At 39.3% G+C, this 16,719-nt stretch carries 17 protein-coding genes; 11 read left to right on the top strand and 6 right to left on the bottom strand.

The genetic code is table 11. The features are described from left to right. Nucleotides 1-67 precede the first annotated feature (67 nt). Nucleotides 68-826 carry a DeoR family transcriptional regulator gene (locus OQE68_RS20860; RefSeq protein WP_180569112.1) on the bottom strand — a complete coding sequence of 253 codons (759 nt, stop codon included), beginning with the start codon at nt 824-826 and terminating at the stop codon, nt 68-70. A gap of 132 nt (nt 827-958) precedes the next feature. Here OQE68_RS20860 and glpK point away from each other — a divergent pair, with 132 nt between their 5' ends. Then, nucleotides 959-2,443: a glycerol kinase GlpK gene (glpK, locus tag OQE68_RS20865; protein ID WP_180569111.1), complete on the top strand. Its 1,485-nt coding sequence runs from the start codon at nt 959-961 to the stop codon at nt 2,441-2,443. 59 nt (nt 2,444-2,502) lie between these two features. Here the strand turns inward: glpK and OQE68_RS20870 are convergent, their stop codons facing one another. Then, nucleotides 2,503-2,775, bottom strand: coding sequence for a hypothetical protein (locus OQE68_RS20870; protein ID WP_180569110.1), 273 nt, complete (start codon nt 2,773-2,775; stop codon nt 2,503-2,505). Between the two features lie 375 nt (nt 2,776-3,150). On the opposite strand from OQE68_RS20870, the gene OQE68_RS20875 reads away from it, so the two are divergent. From OQE68_RS20875 to OQE68_RS20885, 3 genes are all read left to right on the top strand, one after another. Then, complete coding sequence (locus OQE68_RS20875; RefSeq protein WP_180569109.1) at nt 3,151-4,479, top strand: phage tail protein; 1,329 nt, start codon at nt 3,151-3,153, stop codon at nt 4,477-4,479. Between the two features lies 1 nt (nt 4,480). Next, nucleotides 4,481-4,975 (top strand): hypothetical protein, encoded by a 495-nt coding sequence (locus tag OQE68_RS20880; protein ID WP_180569108.1) that lies wholly within the window; start codon nt 4,481-4,483, stop codon nt 4,973-4,975. 81 nt (nt 4,976-5,056) lie between these two features. Further along, nucleotides 5,057-5,737 (top strand): DUF4336 domain-containing protein, encoded by a 681-nt coding sequence (locus tag OQE68_RS20885; RefSeq protein ID WP_180569107.1) that lies wholly within the window; start codon nt 5,057-5,059, stop codon nt 5,735-5,737. Between the two features lie 98 nt (nt 5,738-5,835). Here OQE68_RS20885 and OQE68_RS20890 read toward each other — a convergent pair whose 3' ends face one another. After that, nucleotides 5,836-6,042, bottom strand: a complete 207-nt coding sequence (locus OQE68_RS20890) for a cold-shock protein (RefSeq protein WP_180569106.1) — start codon at nt 6,040-6,042, stop codon at nt 5,836-5,838. Nucleotides 6,043-6,324: 282 nt separating this feature from the next. Next, a complete protein-coding gene (gcvA, locus tag OQE68_RS20895) occupies nt 6,325-7,230 on the bottom strand; it encodes a transcriptional regulator GcvA (protein WP_180569105.1) in 906 nt (301 codons plus the stop codon). 203 nt (nt 7,231-7,433) lie between these two features. On the opposite strand from gcvA, the gene OQE68_RS20900 reads away from it, so the two are divergent. After that, the gene (locus OQE68_RS20900) at nt 7,434-8,369 is read left to right on the top strand and encodes an AEC family transporter (RefSeq protein WP_180569104.1); all 936 of its coding nucleotides are present in this window, start codon (nt 7,434-7,436) and stop codon (nt 8,367-8,369) included. A gap of 136 nt (nt 8,370-8,505) precedes the next feature. Here the strand turns inward: OQE68_RS20900 and OQE68_RS20905 are convergent, their stop codons facing one another. Beyond that, a complete protein-coding gene (locus OQE68_RS20905; RefSeq protein WP_180569103.1) occupies nt 8,506-9,912 on the bottom strand; it encodes an ArsB/NhaD family transporter in 1,407 nt (468 codons plus the stop codon). Nucleotides 9,913-9,980: 68 nt separating this feature from the next. Then, nucleotides 9,981-10,838 carry a hypothetical protein gene (locus OQE68_RS20910; protein ID WP_180569102.1) on the bottom strand — a complete coding sequence of 286 codons (858 nt, stop codon included), beginning with the start codon at nt 10,836-10,838 and terminating at the stop codon, nt 9,981-9,983. Nucleotides 10,839-11,020: 182 nt separating this feature from the next. Between OQE68_RS20910 and OQE68_RS20915 the strand changes: the two genes are divergently transcribed. The 6 genes from OQE68_RS20915 to OQE68_RS20940 all read left to right on the top strand — a co-directional run bounded on the left by OQE68_RS20915 (nt 11,021) and on the right by OQE68_RS20940 (nt 16,414). Continuing rightward, complete coding sequence (locus tag OQE68_RS20915) at nt 11,021-13,180, top strand: S9 family peptidase (RefSeq protein WP_180569101.1); 2,160 nt, start codon at nt 11,021-11,023, stop codon at nt 13,178-13,180. A 116-nt stretch (nt 13,181-13,296) separates the two neighbouring features. Beyond that, nucleotides 13,297-13,548, top strand: coding sequence for a CDGSH iron-sulfur domain-containing protein (locus OQE68_RS20920; protein WP_180569100.1), 252 nt, complete (start codon nt 13,297-13,299; stop codon nt 13,546-13,548). A gap of 9 nt (nt 13,549-13,557) precedes the next feature. Continuing rightward, on the top strand, nt 13,558-14,157 hold the full coding sequence (locus tag OQE68_RS20925) for a PQQ-dependent sugar dehydrogenase (protein ID WP_180569099.1): 600 nt from the start codon (nt 13,558-13,560) through the stop codon (nt 14,155-14,157). Nucleotides 14,158-14,233: 76 nt separating this feature from the next. Further along, nucleotides 14,234-14,662, top strand: a complete 429-nt coding sequence (gene tnpA / locus OQE68_RS20930) for an IS200/IS605 family transposase (protein WP_180572236.1) — start codon at nt 14,234-14,236, stop codon at nt 14,660-14,662. A gap of 73 nt (nt 14,663-14,735) precedes the next feature. Continuing rightward, on the top strand, nt 14,736-15,248 hold the full coding sequence (locus tag OQE68_RS20935) for a PQQ-dependent sugar dehydrogenase (RefSeq protein WP_180571075.1): 513 nt from the start codon (nt 14,736-14,738) through the stop codon (nt 15,246-15,248). Between the two features lie 233 nt (nt 15,249-15,481). Continuing rightward, the gene (locus tag OQE68_RS20940; RefSeq protein WP_180571076.1) at nt 15,482-16,414 is read left to right on the top strand and encodes an AraC family transcriptional regulator; all 933 of its coding nucleotides are present in this window, start codon (nt 15,482-15,484) and stop codon (nt 16,412-16,414) included. Nucleotides 16,415-16,719: the final 305 nt, after the last annotated feature.

Raw genomic sequence — 16,719 nt, forward strand, 5'->3', positions numbered from 1 at the left:
TGTAACGTGTGCATATTGATAGATACAAGTAAGAAAGCGGCTATTAAAAAGAAATAGTAAGAAAGTATTAGCACTCAATTAGTTCGACTTCACAGTCATTTAATCGTTGTTTTAATTTGGGGAAGGGGCAGTAGTCAGTGAATACTTTGCTAACCTGGGTAATATGACCTAAGCGGACCACTGCGTTACGGCCAAACTTAGACTGATCTGCAGCTAAAAAGACGGCGCGTGAGTTATTGATAATAGCCTGAGATACTTTTACTTCTTGATAATCAAAATCGAGTAATGCTCCATCAGCATCAATACCGCTTATGCCTATAATCCCGAAGTCAACCTTAAACTGTTGAATAAATTCAACTGTTGCTTGTCCAACAATGCCGCCGTCGGGCTGTCTAAGCTGACCTCCTGCTAAAATGACTTCAAAGTCAGTTTTATTGCAAAACAGACTGGCCACATGGATGTTATTAGTGATAATTTTTAGCCCTTGATGTTTTAACAAGGCCTTGGCAACTGTTTCGGTTGTGGTGCCAATGTTAATAAAAAGCGAAGCATGATTGGGGATATAAGTCACTAATTGTTTTGCTATCCGCTTTTTTTCGTTTAATTGCATAATTTGGCGGGTGTGATAAGCCGTATTTTGAGTACTTGTTTGTGATACGGCACCACCATGATAGCGAACAATTTTACCGTTGTTGGCTAGGCTATTGAGGTCTCTTCGAATTGTTTGGGGAGTGACACTAAAGTGTTGGGCAAGATCATCAATATTGGCATAGCCATGTTGAATCACCCATTTTACGATTTCTTGATGTCGGCTATGTTGTGACATAGTGTATCCCTTTAGGGCACCTCTAATAATTGTTTACCTGATAATAAGGTACTTGTTTTATCTCGTTGCTATCAGGGCTGCTTTATAACATTGATTGGAATTGCAGGTAAGAAATAAAAAAAAGGAGTAACCATGTCCACCTATATTTTGGCGATTGATCAGGGTACTACCAGTTCTCGGGCAATTATTTTTAATGAAAAAGGTTTGCCGTTATGGCAAGCACAGCAGGAATTCAAACAATATTATCCTGATGATGGCTGGGTTGAACATGACCCTGAAGAAATATGGGTAACAACCTTGCAAGTTTGCCAGCAGGTTATGCAAAAAGGCAAACTAAGATCGACTGATATTGCGGCAATTGGTATTACGAATCAACGTGAGACAACTGTGGTATGGGATCGTGAAACAGGCAAGCCTATTTATAACGCTATTGTTTGGCAAGATCGACGAACAGCCAGCTATTGTAAAAAATTAAAGCAGGCAGGTAAGGAAGCTTTAATTAATCAAAAAACGGGATTGTTAATTGATCCTTATTTCTCTGCATCTAAGCTTAACTGGTTATTAGATAATGTACCTGACGCTCGAGAAAATGCCGAAGCGGGTAAGCTATTATTTGGCACCATTGATACTTTTTTATTGTGGCGGTTAACTGGTGGCAAAAGCCATAAAACCGATGCCACAAATGCCTCCCGAACCCAATTGTTTAATATTCACACCCAACAATGGGACGAAGAATTACTTAAGCTGCACAATGTACCTGTCACTTTAATGCCTGAAGTAATGGACTGTAGTGCCGAGTTTGGCGTAACTGAACGTACTTTATTTGGTGGTGAAATTCCTATTTTATCAATGGCTGGTGATCAGCAAGCAGCATTAGTGGGGCAGGCCTGTTTCAAACCTGGCATGGTAAAAAGCACTTATGGGACTGGTTGTTTTGTCATTATGAATACTGGGGAGCAGGTGATTCAGTCTGAAAATCGGCTATTAACCACTATTGGCTATCGACTCAATGGTCAGGTGAATTATGCCATTGAGGGCAGTATTTTCATTGCTGGGGCTGCTATGCAGTGGTTGCGAGATGGGTTGCGGCTGATTCCTCATGCTAATGTAACGGAGGCGTTAGCTCAAGTGGCAAAGAAAACCCATGGAGTGTACATGGTGCCTGCTTTTACCGGTTTAGGAGCACCTTACTGGGACCCTCATGCTAGAGGTGCTATTTTGGGATTAACTCGCGATACTGGAGTGGCGGAAATTGTTGCAGCAGCATTGCAGTCGGTTTGTTATCAAACCAAAGATTTAATGAATGCCATGGCTGCTGATGGTGTAGAGCCGACGACCTTAAGAGTGGATGGTGGCATGGTGGTAAATAACTGGATGGTTCAGTTTTTGGCCGATATTTTGGGGGTGACCGTTGAACGCCCACAAGTGACAGAAACCACCGCGCTTGGTGTTGCTTATTTAGCTGGGTTGCACAAAGGGATATATCCGTCGATAGAAGATATTGCTGAGTGTTGGCACTCTGAGCAACAGTTTGAAGTCAGCATGGAGCAAGTCCAAAGAGAGAAACTGTATCGGGGTTGGCAAGATGCAGTAGAAAGAGTTAAGAGTAAAGAATAGAAAAGAGTTAAAGAACAACAGGAATAAGGGCTCATGTGTACACCTTGCCCGAAGTGATATTAGTTTCGGGCAAGGTGTATTTCTACCACTTGGGGGTCCAGTCGCAGCAGGCTTTTAGTGAATGTTTTCACAAACTGCAAAGCTTCGTGCTGTGTGGTAAAGGTTTTGGCATTATTTCGATTACCATAACTACCATTATTCACCGCATAACAATCAGACCACCCTTTGCAATTGAGCTTTACTGCCCACTTGGGAAGGTGCGGTGTTGCTGTGGGGCTTGCATTAGCTATGGCAAAGCATAGCAACAGCAAGGTGGCTAGGCTCCATTTCATAATCTTACCCTGTTTTATGAAGTCTATTGTGTAAATCATAAGCTTGATTATAAACCATCATGAAGAAATAGTGTTCAAACTCAGCTGTATTGGTGATGAAACAGACAAAACTGGTTGTTTTGTGTTCAGGGGGCTGTGTGAATGTAGTTTATGCATGATGGTATAAATACCGCTGTATAAAGTAGGTACCGGAACAATTGTCGAGGTTCAATTAGCTGCGTTCGCTCAATCTTTTCTTTCTTATTATCCCTTGGTCTTATTTGCGCTTTTAGATTTTTTGAGATAGTGAAATATTTCACCTGATATTGGCAAGCTGTTTTATTGATAATAAAGAAAAAGTAGTGGATATATAGTCAAAGTGAATGGTGCAAGTTAATGACACAACAGTTTTACAGTTTACTAACCAAGCAGGGCAAAGCTAAACTGACGAATTCTCAAGTATTAGGCACAAAGCTGAATTTAACAAAAATTCAGGTTGGTAATGGTGGAGACAAAAAAGGTGACGTTGTATTTCCTACTGAAGACGATACCCAATTAGTTAACCAATGCTGGGAAGGAAATATCAACCGTATCTATGTGGACGATAAAAATGAAAACTACCTGGTAGTTGAAGCGGTTATCCCTGAAGGAATTGGCGGTTGGTATATCACAGAGTTTGGTATTTTTGATGCAGAAGGTGATTTAATTGCCATTGGAGGCTACCCAAAAACCTATAAACCCAAACTGACAGAAGGGGCGGGTAGCAGCCTGTATTTAAAGGTAATGTTTGAGGTTTCTAATGCGGAAGTCGTGCAGTTAAAAATTGATCCATCCATTGTACTCGCAACCCAGGATTTTGTTGGCGAGAAGCTGGTAGAGCATGTGGCTGAAGAAAACCCTCATTCGCAGTATTTGAAAAAAGTGGATTATGACGTGGCGCAGGGGGTTAGGTTTTCTCAGCTAGCTAATTTACCTATCTATGCAGAAATCCAAAATGAAGAATATAAACTAGCTCTAACAGCTGACAATAATCAGTTAGTGATATTACCTAATCAAACCATCTTATGGCGAGGCTGGAAAACATTTAATACTAGTGATTACTCTGTTCAGCAAAGGACATTTTCATACACAAGTAATAAAACCTATCACTTACGGTGGAGCCCTCAAGAAGGCTTTCAGTTGTTAGCGCTTAGTGATTCTAACTACAACCCAAATAAGTTGAGCCATGATTCAATGAAGTTTGATAGTAATTATGATGATGTATTACTAGCGACGTTATTACCCGATAAAGATAAGCCAATAATAGAAAAGGTGTGTAGTGATAAAACCAAACCTTGTTTTGAGTCGGGTTGGATAAAAATATCGGCACAGGCAGGTGAGGGATCTTATAAAGCAGGTGAACATCATTTAAGAAGACCACCAATTCGATGGGTGGCACAGGTAAAAGCTGATGGCAAAGAAGGGAATCAAGGCAATCAGGAGATTCTTGATGCTACTTTTATTTCTGGTAGTGCTAATACCGTTGATGATGAAACAGATGAGTACGGTGGAGTTGCTGTCGCCTTTAATTCAGAAAAATACTTTATATGGGTTCCATCGCAAAATAATGATGGTAAAAATGGATCAGTTATTATGGTCTGGGATGGGTGGGGAACAAAACCTACAAATGAATCAAATCATGCATTCATAAAAAACTCATCAATTAAAGTCATAGGCTGGTACTAACATGTATTATGAAACTGAGCGAGATTTAGTGATCGCAGGGGCAGAAAATGCCTGGGTGTTGGGAAATAAAGATAAAATAGTAAAAGGGAGTGAGTTTGAACTGTCATTAAGCTACTTGAGATATGATGGGCATAATATTATCGATGCACGTACTCAAAATAAATTTTTTATTGACGAGCAAGGTATTAAACATATTACTCGTTTTGTTGGTGCTTGGCAGTATTTAGAATGTGAATATACTGACGAACTCTTCCGCGACAACAACCAATGGCGGGTAAAAAATAATGAAGATAAATACCAGGAAAAAATTGAGGAAATAAAATCTAAGAGACGACAGGCGTACACAACTGAAGCGGATCCATTAAAAAATGAATATGATTATGACTTGATCAGTAGCCCAGCAAATGCTGAGACTAAAAAGCTCCAATGGTTGGCAAAAGTTAAAGAAATTAAAGCGAGGTATCCGTTTCCTAGCCAAAAGATAGCTATTGAGTAGTAGCCATGCTGGTATTTTTGTAACTTTCTAAGCATAATTTCTTGATATCTATATCACTGCATATAAGGTCAACTCATTATTATGTTAAAACAACTGGCAGAAAACCTATGGACGGTAGAAAGCGGTATGCGCTTTTTAGGGGCTGATATTGCACTTAGGATGACTGTAGTTCGCTTATCAGATAGCAAATTGGTATTAATTAGTCCAGTGGTATTAGATGAGGCATTGGTTGATGCATTAAACCAATTAGGTGATATAGCTTATATTGTGGCGCCTAACTTGATGCATCACTTGTATGCTGAACAAGCGAAGCAACACTTTCCTGAGGCTAAGTTATTAGTTGCTCCTGGTTTGCCTGACAAGCGCAAGGATCTAGCATTTGATTATGTATTTGATAATCACTCTTTTCAGCCTTGGCAAGGAGAGCTTAATCATTTTGTATTTACGGCTTTGCCGCTTTTGAATGAGGTGGTCTTTTTTCATTCAGCAAGCAATAGTCTAATTGTGACTGACTTAGTATGTAATATTCAAAAAGCGGACCGTTCTTTATTTAGCCTTTATTTACGGTTGTCGGGTGTTTTAGGAAAACTGGCTATGAGTAGGTTGTTTCGCTTATTAATGCGCAATAAAGCCCATGCTAGGGAACAACTGCAACAAGTTTTACATTGGAACTTTGAACGAATTGTCATGGCTCATGGAGAAGTTATTGAGCAAGCAGGTCAGCAGAAGTTGAAAGAAGCTGTGAGTTGGTTACATTTATAGGGTATGTATGGTATATATGAAGGTTTTATTTGGGTAGCATTTAGATATTTCATGTAGGCTGCTATCGGTATGAAAAGCAGCCATGTAATAAGGATGGGTTACACTACTATGACATTATCGGCCTGTGGCCCTTTTTGACCTTGTTTGATATTGAACTGAACTTTTTGACCTTCAAGTAAAGTTTTATGGCCAGTACCATTAATTGCACTGTAATGAACAAATACATCTGAGCCGTTTTCTTGTTCAATAAACCCAAACCCTTTAGTCTCATTGAACCATTTTACATGACCAATATTAGAGGACATTTAATTACTCCAGAAGCTATTTACCTATTTCAAACTATTAGTGGTTGCTTTAGACTGTTATATTGATTAAAGCCAGCCAAAAGCTAAGCTGAGAAGTGCAGAAGTTACTTATGTAGAACGAGACGAGGTACTACAGCGGGGCCTTCGAACTGTCTTGCATAAATAGTACTGTTTCATTTTCAGCATTTCTAGTAGTGCATGAATAAGGTAGCTACCTTATTCATGCACATGCTCTACCAGTATAGGCAATGGTTTGAAAAAGGTAAAATTACTGCCGTCATACTAATTAGAGGTTGATGATGCTTGGCAAATAAACAAAATCCATTCTTTAAATAGGCTGATTTTTTGAGGTATTTGTTTCATTTTACGGGTAATAAGATAGTAACTATACCGGCTGGTGCAAGGGGTTGGTATAGGTGATATTAATGAGTGACTTGTCAACTCTTGCTCAATAAGAAAGCGGGGAACCAGAGCGATGCCTAATTTTTCCTGAGCAGCTTGAATCAACATAAAATAATGTTCAAAGCCAAGCCGTTTTTCCGTTGGTTCTTTGCTGTTATGCTGTTTAAACCAGTTACGCCACATGTGTTTTCTAGATGTATGTTCTAGTAAGGTGTAGTGATGAAAATCATCTACCGTATTAATTGGATAATTTTTTTGTAATAAATCTGGGCTACAAATTGGAATCAGTTCTTCATTCATCAACCAGGTTGCATCCACTCTAGACCAGCTTTTTTCTTTGCTACTGCGAATCACAATATCAACATTTTCTTCAAATAATGCATCGGAATTGTCACTGGTAATAATGTTAAGCTGCAGATGGGGGTGTTGTTGTTTAAACTGGTTGATTTTAGGGATCAACCAGCGTGAACTTAATGATGGCAAAACACTAATGGTGAGAGTTTCATTAGGACGAAACTGTTGGATAAGGCTTTGGGTGGCTTCATCCATTGTATCTAAAGCTTCTTTGATTGCCGCTAAATATTGTTTACCTGCTGCAGTGAGCTGTAAGGTTTGACCTCTTCGTTCAAATAATGGAAAGCCTAAGTACTCCTCTAATTGTTTGACTTGCCTACTAATAGCTCCTTGGGTAACAAACAGCTCGTTAGCAGCCAGAGTAAAATTTTGATGGCGACCTGCAGCTTCAAAGGCTTTCAAGGCATTTAGTGAAGGAAGGTAACGAGGCATATAGTTCTTTAGTACCCAATCAATTTAAAACACAAGTATGAGTTTTTCTCATGATGCTGTTCATTTTAATCGTTTGCTTGAGTCTTAGCAATCACGTCTAATAGCTTCCGGATATGTTTACCCATTCTGGGGAGGTAACCTTGCCCTGCTAGGTTACCGTTTTCTTTTTAATGTTTTAGTCAGGTATACTCATAGGAGTGACCGTGGTTGACTTCCTTTTCTTGCTTGAAAAAGTAAGCTTTTTATTTTTCCTGGTACTACTTGGTTTTGTAATTGGCCGTTGTTTTACTATTGAACTAAAAACAATATCAACCTTATTACTTTATGTATTATCACCAATTGTTATTTTTAGTGGTACTGCTAAAGCAGAATTAACTCCCGCTTATTTAGCTGTACCCATAATATTCTTTGTGATTTGTGTGATTTTTGGTTTAGTTGGCTTACGGGTGGGGCAACGCTGCTGGAAAGATAATACTCAACACTTATTTGCATTGTCTTGTAGTACGGCCAATACGGGGTATTTTGGGTTACCTGTGGCAATGGCGATATTAGATGATAATGGCGTAGCACTGGTAATTTTTTCAATGTTAGGTATTACCTTTTACGAGTATACAATTGGTTTTTATATTACTGCACGCGGACGTTTTTCAGTTAAGAAAAGCCTGATGAAGTTAGCCAAAATTCCCTTTATTTATGCATTTAGCGCAGGATTAATGCTTAACTTAACCCACTCTCAGTTACCTGACAGTATCATGAGCCAACTTGCTGTATTTAAAGGGGCATATACGGTATTGGGGATGATGTTAATTGGTTTTTCTCTAGCTAACGTTGGTCGACAACATATTGATTGGCGGTTAATTCTGCTTACTACTTTTAGCAAGTATATATGCTGGCCGCTCTTAATAGTCGCATTGATTTTTGCTGATCAGCAGTATGCTCAATGGCTTGATCAACAAATGATATTCGTTATGTTGCTGGTTGCAGTGGTACCCCTGGCAGCGAATACAATCGCATTGGCTGTTGAGTTGAATGTACAACCCCAAAAAGCCTCAGTTGCCGTATTAACCAGCACCGCCTTGGGAATTATTATGATCCCATTGTATCTGGCAATATTACCGGGATATTTGGTGAGCAGTTGAAGAAATTAGTATACATTCTATATAGAGTCCAAGAAATGATATAGAGCACGCAGCAGGGTGCTCTAATTAGCATCTATGCCTCATAAGGTTCTCTATCGTTTCTCGAACTCCCAAACAATGAGATAAATATTTGTTTCTAAGCGATCAATACATAAATAGTAGCCAGAATAATATGTAGTGCAGCAAACGGTAGAGCTTTTTTTACAAAGCCAGCAAAAGACAAAGAAAGCTTGTACTTATGCATAATTGTTACTGCAACTAGAGTTGATGCACTGCCGATGGGGGTTAAGTTACCGCCTAGGTTGGCACCAAATACCACTGACCACCAGAGGGATGATTCGCTTGCTGTGCCTGCTGTACCTAAAATTTTTGCAAGCATAGCGGCTAGGGGAATATTATCAGTAACAGAGCTAAAAATAGCTGAGAGAATTAATAAAATGCTGATGCCAAATGGGGTTTCTTCTGTGCCAATTAATGTGGAAATACCTTTTCCGATTAAATCTAGTACTTGAGCATGTTCCATTACATTAATCACTACAAATAAAGCACAGAAGAAGGTGATTAAATCCCAATCGACAGTTTTATAAAACTGGTCGACTTCCGATTTGTAACGAATCATCATTACTGTTGCAAAGCCAAGTGCAACGAACCCCATTCCTAAGTCTTTAACCAAAGGTAAAATAGAAGTGGTAGCAATGGTTAAGATAAACATGATCAGCATAACTCCTGCAAACTGGAAAAAACGTTTGCTTTCTATGCCATCGCTTTCATCAAAACTGGCTACTAGCTCTTTGGCTTGATTTTTTTCCTTTTCAGATGCAAGCGATTGAATGGAAAACAGTTTGGCACCCATCCATAACGTAATGACGGTTGCAACCAGTACATAAGGGCTGGCTTTCAGGAAAAAATCAACAAAGCTGATACCTGCGGTATTACCTACAATAATGTTAGGTACAGAGCTAATTAGGGTTAACAAACCACCTATATTGGTGAGTAGGCCTTGGACTAATAAAAAACCTAGTAATTTTTCAGAGCGGTTTAGTTTGTTAAGTGATACAGCAGTTAATGAGCCAACAATAATCATTGCCGTCACATTATTTAATACAGCAGAAAAAATCACTGTCATTACTCCGTAGTACCACAATAGTTTGAGCGGATCTCCGGCCGATGCCTTGGTCAGTTTGATTGCCACCCAGGTGAATAACCCCGACCGGGAAGTTACGTCAACAAAAATACTGGAGCCTAGAATAATGGAAATTACCCCCCAATCTACAGCAGGGATAAATACTGGCATGTTAATCTCGTGGCCATTAGGCAAGGCAACGCTACCGAAGGGTAATAGTTCAAAAAATGCTCCAAGTAGTAAGCTTATGGCAGCAAATACTGAAACAATTAGTGATTTTTTTGCGTGAATTTTTTCTTCTAGGGCCAAGCTGATTATCATCAGTACTAAAATAATCACAAAGATTATTGTTACTTCAGTACTGACATGGTGAACACCATGAGCGACGGTATCAGTCGTTACTTGTGGGGTATTACTCATTGATTATTTTCCTGAAAATATTTTTAAGTAAAAAAAGAGAAGCTGGCTAAAATATTAAAAAGGCCACTCTATAACATGAGTAATGGAATTTGCCGCATTTCAACAGCCAAAGGGTAAGCGAGACCATGCATTGCCAGTTGGTCTTCATCTTTAGTATTCATCACTAACAAGTCCAGCTCATGCTCTTCAATTAGCTTTTTATAGTCCCTAATATGATGTCCAAAGTTTACATGCTCAATCACATTAAGATTAATATTAGCTTCAGTTAGAGCTGGAGGGCATGAGCGAATAAAATCATGGGGTTCTTTTAGCAATTGTTTAGCCAGTTTTTCTTGTGCATCATCCGTATTAATAGTGGCAATTTTACTGATTGCTTTAATAATCCGTTGAAAATAGGCCTCATCTTCAATGTGACTCAAGTGTAGATTCCCCCCAGGTGAAGTAAAGGCTACTCCATAACTCACTAAATCATGATCAAGGGTAAGGTGATCAGTTATTACCATGACAGAACTACTTTTGGTTAACGCATGTTTACCGGCATAGCTGGCTTTAGGGTGTGGAATAACTAGAACTGGTATTGTGGTATGTTGCAGTAATACATCAAGATGTTCTCCTAAACTATGGGGATACTGCCAGGCATTGCTGTATAAATTCCGATAACTGCAAATTAGATCAGGTTTGACTGCTTCAACCTCCTGTAATAGCGCTTCTGTCGTTTTTGATTTTTCACCTGCATTTATATGCCATTGAATACTATTAGAACAGAGTTGGGGCGAAAACTGCTGTAACTGTTGTTTTATTTTTACACTATCAGCTTCATTTTGATCGGTTATTAAAAGTACCGATTCAACTTTAATAGGCTTGTGGTGATAGACATCTTTTACTGCGGCCCTGAAAACACTTTCAAACTGGTCAACTGATGACATAATAAATCCCTAATGCAAATGGATACTAAACACAATAGCCTGATAGAAGAGAATATAAAGGGCTGAGGCCACTTTATTTAGTAACGGTATCATGTTGATTAAACTTGAATTTCCTTTCAAACTAATAGGTCTTGCAATCTGTTGATGGGTAATACCATTTGTGTAGTATAACAAGGAATACAATGAAACAATGCAGCAGTGGTAGCATAATCTGGCTGGTTAGCTTGGCTATACTCCTGATTTCTAATAATGTTGTATCAACACCAGTGGAGAATATTGTCAATATGTTGAAATCCCCTCCAGTTGCCGCGCAGCAGCCTAAAACACTGAAAGTTCATGGTGAGGAGCGAGTAGATCCTTACTATTGGTTGCGAGATGATGAACGAAAGGCTCAACCTGTACTTGACTACTTACTGGCAGAGAATAGCTATACCCAGACAAGCTTAAAATCTGTCTCGCATTTACAGGAACAGCTTTATCAGGAAATGATTGGCCGATTAGAAAAGGACGACAGTAGTGTGCCTTATCAACGGGGAGGGTATTGGTACTACAGTCGTTTTGAAGGAGATGAAGAGTATGAAAAGTTATGTCGGAGAAAAGGAAATTTAACTGCTGTTGAAACTATCATCTTAGACTTGAACCAACGAGCTGCCCCCTATAATTATTATCAGCTGGGGGAGGCTGAAGTTAGCATTAATCAACAATTGTTGGCTTTTTCAGAAGACACTCAGGGACGCAGACAATATAGTATTCATATCAAAGATTTAACCACAGGTAAATTACTGGTTGATGAATTAACTAACACCTCTGGTGATATTGCCTGGGCCAGTGATAATAAAACCCTGTTTTATACTCGCAAACATCCAAAAACCTTATTACCTTATCAAGTCTATCGGCATGAGCTAGGCACTGACCAAAAACAAGATCAGCTGGTGTATGAAGAAACGGATAATCAGTTTTATATTTCCCTTTATACAACTAAATCTCACCAATATGTAGTGATTGAATTAACCAGCACCCGCACCAGTGATATTAAATTGATAGATGCAAATAACCCACTGACTAAACCTATTTCATTTGTTAGTCGAGAGCCTGGTCATGAGTATGAGGTTGTTGATGTTGCCGATAAGTTCTTTATTCGAACTAACTGGCAGGCAGAAAATTTTCGATTAATGACCGTGGACAAGAGCCATATGGGGAATAAAGAAGCATGGAAAGAAGTGATTCCTCACCGGGTAGATACTTTTCTGGAAGATTTAGAAGCATTTAAAGGTTTTTTGGTTATAGCAGAGCGCACCAATGGTTTGCTGCAGCTTAGAATACGCCAGTTGAGTGATAATAAAGATCACTATCTAGACTTTGGCGAGCCAGCCTATACGGCTTACATAGGCCACAATGAAGAGTTGGATACAGAAATCCTTCGCTTTGGTTATTCTTCGTTGACTACACCTGACTCTGTATTTGACTACAACATGCGTACACGTCAGAAAACACTATTAAAACAGGATAAAGTCATTGGTGCTTTCAAGCCTTCGCTTTATCAATCAGAGCGATTGATGGTGTCTGCTAGAGATGGAACGAAAGTGCCTGTTTCGTTGGTTTACCGGAAAGGATTTCGCCGTCAGGCTGGACACCCATTATTAATTTATGGCTATGGGGCTTATGGCAGTTCATTAGATCCTTTTTTTAGTTCCGCCCGATTAAGCCTGCTAGATAGAGGTGTTGTTTATGCCCTGGCCCATGTCCGTGGTGGCGAAGACTTAGGTCGCCAATGGTATGAAGCGGGTAGACTTGACAATAAGTTGAATAGTTTTAATGACTTTATTGATGTTACTCGTTATTTGGTCTCAGCAGGTTATGGTGCAGCAGATAATGTGTTTGCTATGGGGGGGAGTGCAGGTGGTTTGTTAATGGGGGCTGTAGCGAATATGGCTCCTGAATTATATCGAGGTATTGTGGCTGAGGTGCCGTTTGTGGATGTGTTAACCACGATGTTGGATGAAACCATTCCGCTAACCACGAATGAATATGAAGAATGGGGAAACCCCCATGATCGCCATGCCTATGAGTACATTAAGTCTTATTCTCCCTACGATAACATTACCCGACAGGCGTATCCTAATATGCTGATAACAGCAGGGCTGCATGACTCGCAAGTGCAATATTGGGAACCAGCCAAATGGGTGGCTAAACTTCGCCAGCATGACACTAGCAATAATCAAATCCTGTTGTATACCGAAATGGAAGCAGGGCACAGTGGGGTATCAGGCCGCTATCAGGCTTATCGTGAGTTAGCCATGGAATATGCGTTTGTTTTACATCATGCGGGGGTTGGGGATTAGTGAATGTTGAGCTTGTTCTAGTCGCTAAGTACATTGTGGCAAATTAGGCATTGATGGCTACAGTTTCAATAATAACGTTTTAATAGAGTGAAACTGCAAAAACCAAGGAGTTAAACATGACAGCACCTGTGAGAGCCTCTGATACGCCATTTGCAGTAGAAGTAAAAGCCGGTATGAGTTATTTCTGGTGTGCCTGTGGTCGTAGCAAAAACCAACCTTTTTGTGACGGTTCCCATTCAGGTACAGGCATTACTCCTATCAAGTATGAAGCAGAAGAGTCTAAAAAAGTATTCTTTTGTGGCTGTAAAGTAAGCGAGCATAAACCACTGTGTGATGGTAGCCATAAGAATATATCAAACCTGAAATAAAAACTTGCTATGAAATGGATTTTTCAAAGTGTTTTGTTATGGATACTTATCATCGAGGCAGTATTAGCAGCAGAACTGCCCTTTAAAGTGCAAACTTTGATAAGTGATTTGCGTTACCCTTGGGGGATGGCATTTATAACACCTACTGAGCTATTAATTACTGAAAAAGGCGGTGCGGTTAAATATATACAACTTAATAAACAGACCAGTAAAACCATTGCTACTTTGCCCGTGGCTCAAGTGGGGCAGGGTGGTTTATTGGATATTGCGCTACATCCTAAGTTTAAGCAAAATCGCTGGGTCTATCTGACGTATAGTAAAGCGGTAACTGGTGGCTATACCACTGTTTTAGCTAGAAGCATTTTTAATGATGGTCAGCTTAAACAAATAAAAGAATTATTACTTACCTCAGCCACTAGTCGAGCGAGTCACCATTTTGGCTCAAGAATTGTGTTTGATCAACAAGGCTATCTTTATATGACTATTGGCGATCGAGGAGATCGCCGTAATTCTCAGCGTTTAGATACCCATGCAGGTAAAGTTTTAAGATTAACTGCAGAAGGTAAACCTGCAAAAGATAATCCCTTTATTAGTCACCTGAAAGGTTAAAACCACCGGCTTTTAGCCGGTCAGCTTTAGCTATGATACTCTGAGTCTACTTATATAATGCTGTAGGGGTATTGCGATGGACTATAGATATGGTAGCCATACAGTTTTCAAAATTCAGTATCATTTTGTATTTGTAACGAAATATCGTTATCAAGTGCTAAAAGGTGATGTTGGTTTAAAGGCTCGAGAGTTAATACGACAGACATGCCATACTTTTGAAATTGATATATTAAAGGGTGTCATTAGTAAGGATCATGTACATCTGCTAGTTTCAGCGCCACCCAATATGGCTCCTAGCGAAATAATGCGAAGAGTAAAAGGTCGAACGTCGGCAAAACTGTTTGAAAGCTATCCTGATTTAAGGAAAAGATACTGGGGTCGACATTTTTGGGCTAGAGGTTATTTTTGTGTAACTTCAGGAGATGTAACAGAAGAAATGATAAAAGAATATTTAGAACATCACTTTGAGCCGAGGATTGATGATAATTTTAGGACTGAAGACTGATAAAAAAAACGGGTCTTCGACCCGTATCCGGACTTTCAGTCCATATTACTAACCCACCTACTTTAGTAGGTGGTTGTTTAGTAAAACAACAAATGCATTGCCAGAAATTTATAGTTATGGGCATAGGAACCCTCAGGGGATGGTGTTTGATAGCACCACTCAACAACTCTGGTTACATGAACATGGCCCTAAAGGTGGGGATGAAATTAATTTAGTTAAAGCAGGGGAGAATTATGGCTGGCCAATGATTACCTATGGCCGAGAATATTCAGGTGATGTCATTACAGAGAAAACCCATGATCCTCATATGGAACAGCCCCATTGGTATTGGGTGCCCTCTATTGCACCTTCTGGTATGGCTTTATATCGAGGTAACCAATTTAAAAACTGGCAAGGTGATTTTTTAGTAGGAGCTTTAAAAGATAGGCTATTGGCTAGGGTAACCTTAACAGGATTACAAAAGGGTAAAGAGCAGCATTATAACTTTTATAAACGTATCAGAGCAGTCACAGAAGGCCCTGATGGTTTTGTTTACTTGCTAACTGACCAAAGCCCTGGGGAGTTGTTAAGGCTGCTGCCAGAGTAAATGTATGTAATTTAATCAAAATAGCCTTAAGGCCTCTAACGCCTTTCTAATGAGTATGTTATAGCGGTGCATGTAAATGGTTACTTGTGCAAACACAGAGGGTGAGGACTAATGAGTGAAAAACTGGTTTACAAAAACATGGAAAGAAAATAAATCACTATTTCCATTTATGGTATTGATGTTTATTTTTCGAAGTGCGATCGTTGACTGAAATTTAGTTAGATTTGGTGCTCATGAATAGAAAGTACAAAACTCGTATTGATCAGGCTCTTCAATATATCGAAGAAAACCTGTCTAAGAGAATTTTACTGACCGACGTGGCAAAAGTAAGCCATTTTTCACCTTATCATTTTCATCGCATTTTTACAGGAATTGTAGGTGAGACCATCAATGATTACATTGCAAGGCGACGGCTTGAGCGGGCGATCAACACATTAATTTTTAAACCTGATCTTTCAATGACTCAGGTAGCATTAGGTAATGGCTTTTCATCGAGTGCCAATTTTTCAAAGGCTGTGAAACTGTACTTTGGTTTTAGTCCGTCGGAAATAAGAAATCCAGATAAAATTAAAGATAGCAAGATTGGAAAAATATACAGCAAGTATGGAAAAGATTTCAATCCTTCCGATTTGTATCCTACTCGCCTCACAAATGAGATGACGAGTGCAATCTATAGAGAGGATACAATTATGAATATCGAAGTAAGAGATATTGATGGATATCGTGTATGTGCTTTACCTTCTACTCGCGGATATGAATCCAAGGCAATTTATGAAGCATGGGATAAACTGATCGGGTGGGCTGCTAGCAATGGAATAAAGCGGGATGAACAACAGCGTTTTGCATTTGCTTTTGATAATCCAACGGTTACACCCATTGACAAATGTCGTTATGAAGCTGCAATTGTGATTGGTAGTAACATACAAGTTAACCCTCCATTTAACTTGTCGGAAATACCAAAAGGTAAATACGCCGTATTGTATTTTAAAGGTTCTCCAGAAGAAACCATTAAGGCACAATTGAGTATTTATTCAGACTGGTTGCCTGATAGCGGATTTGAGCCAGATAACTTTCCTATGCTAGAGCATTATCTGAATGATGTTAGAGTTGACGGTCATATTGAAATGGAAATTCACGTTAAACTTAAAGCGATGGTTTCGTCGTAATTATCATATGATGAACTGAACGTTTATCATGTGCTAGCAGAGTGTATATCCAGTGATCAGCTTTAAAGACTGCCAAATAGATTCAGTCAAAATGCTGCATATATACTCTTCGCGAATGATTTTTATAAATGCCTTCCTGGCATTTACCTTCGCTGTTCCAATTTGATCCAGTCAAATTGGTTTGGTTTTGTTATCTACACTCTTCACCCCAGTCATTTAGTTTATCTAAACTCCTGGGGCTTCATTGCTCTTGCCTAAATAATCCTTCGCTGTGAGTATCTACCACTTTATTTTTACCCCTAAAA

This window comes from Spartinivicinus marinus, assembly GCF_026309355.1.
Lineage (GTDB): Bacteria > Pseudomonadota > Gammaproteobacteria > Pseudomonadales > Zooshikellaceae > Spartinivicinus > Spartinivicinus marinus.